Genomic DNA, 1,809 nt, shown 5'->3' with positions numbered 1-1,809 from the left:
CCGCCGGACGAATGGTTTGAGACGCCGAAACCCATGTTGATTGAGGCGGCGCGGCTGGCCTCGGCGGCGATTGATGATCTGGAGGGACTTTGACATCGGCTCCACACTTGTTCTGATCGACATTCTGGGGGCGGGCGCGCTTTTGCTCTGGGGGCTGCGCCTGATCAAGACCGGCATGCTGCGGGCCTTTGGCAGTTCGCTGCGGGTCTGGATCGGGCGCGGGGCGTCGAACCGGGTCAAGGCGGTGATCGCCGGCTTTGTCGCCACGCTGGCGGTGCAGTCCAGCACGGCCACGGCGGTGATCACCGCGTCTTTCGCCGCGCGCGACCTGCTGTCGGGGGTGATCGGCCAGGCGGTGATGCTGGGGGCCAATATCGGCACCAGCGTTGCGGCGGCGATCCTGTCGCTGGATCTGCACTGGCTGTCGCCGGTGCTGATCCTGATCGGGGTTGTGGTGTTTTCGCGCAGTGGCCGGGCAGGCGGCAAGGGCATTGGCCGGGCGATCCTGGGGCTGGGGCTGATGCTGCTGGCGCTGCAGCTTCTGGGGCAGGCGACGGAACCGATGCGCGACTCGGTTGTGGTGCGGCAGATTCTGCTGGGGCTGGGCGATGCGCCGCTGTTTGCGCTGATCTTTGGCACCGGGCTTGCGGCGCTGGCCTCGTCCAGCCTTGCCACGGTGCTGTTTGTGATGCTGCTGGCGCAGGCCGGGGTGGTGTCGCCCGAACTCGCGCTGGTGCTGGTGGCCGGGGCCAATCTGGGTGGGGCCATTCCGCCCTGTCTGGCGGTGATGTCCGATGGCGTGCAGGCGCGGCGGCTGGTGGTGACCAACCTGTGCGTGCGTGGTCTGGGGGCTTTCGCGCTGACGCTGGCCGCCCCCATGCTGGCCCCGTTGTTGCAGCCGCAGTTTGCCGATGCCGCCGCCCTGACACTGGGCGCGCATATCGGGTTCTCAGTGGTGCTGGCGCTGGTGTTCCTGCCCGTCCTGACGCCGCTGACCGCACTTGTCGACCGCTGGATGCCGCAACATCCGGCCACCGGCTTCGGCCCCAGATACCTTGATGACAGCGCCATGTCCTCGCCCACCATCGCGCTGGCCGCCGCCGCCCGCGAAACGCTGCGCCTTGGCGATCTGGTGGGCGACATGCTGCAGCTGAGCCTTGCCACGGTGAAGGGCCATGACGACCCTGCGCATGACCGTCTGTCGGCCATCGAAGATGAGGTGGACCGGTTGCACAACGCCATCAAAACCTATCTGGCCCGGCTGTCGCGCGAAGAGCTGGACAGTGATGACATCGGGCGCATGGCGGAAATTCTGTCCTATGCGGTCAATCTGGAACATATCGGCGATCTGATCGATTCCGGCCTGTCCGAACTGGCGGTCAAGAAAGACCGCCGCCGCCTGAGCTTTTCGCCCGAAGGGCTTGAAGAGATTTCAGAATTCTACCAGCGCACCATCGAAATTCTGGGTGTCGCGCAAAGCGTGTTTCTGTCGCGCGATGCAAACCTTGCCCGCGACCTGGTCAAATGCAAGGTCGAGGTCCGCAGGATGGAGGCGCTGTCGGCCGAGCGCCACATGGAACGCCTGCGCGCGCGGCGGCCGGAGACGGTGGAAACCTCCGGCCTGCATCTGGACATTCTGCGCGATCTGAAACGGGTGAATGCGCATCTGATCTCGGTGGCCTATCCGATCCTCGATGGCATCGGCGCCCTTGGCGACACCCGCCTGCACCCCCAACCGAAGAAACCCTGATCCATGCACCGTTTTGCCGTCATGGCCGACCCCCATCATCACGCCCTGTTCCCCGGCTA

At 65.6% G+C, this 1,809-nt stretch carries 1 protein-coding gene; it reads left to right on the top strand.

What is annotated here, in order from left to right:
- Positions 1–73: 73 nt before the first annotated feature.
- Positions 74–1,750, top strand: a complete 1,677-nt coding sequence (locus Q7J44_RS20410) for a Na/Pi cotransporter family protein (protein WP_304882959.1) — start codon at positions 74–76, stop codon at positions 1,748–1,750.
- Positions 1,751–1,809 lie beyond the last annotated feature (59 nt).

This window comes from Pseudotabrizicola sp. (assembly GCF_030656345.1).
Taxonomy (GTDB): Bacteria; Pseudomonadota; Alphaproteobacteria; order Rhodobacterales; family Rhodobacteraceae; genus Pseudotabrizicola.
Note: the sequence above shows the minus strand (reverse complement) of the source record. Positions and strands in the feature narration are given on the sequence as shown.

Bases quoted from the DNA above. Each gene is read 5' to 3' on its own strand.
- Q7J44_RS20410 (WP_304882959.1), top strand. From the start codon at position 74: ATGATCTGGAGGGACTTTGACATCGGCTCCACACTTGTTCTGATCGAC.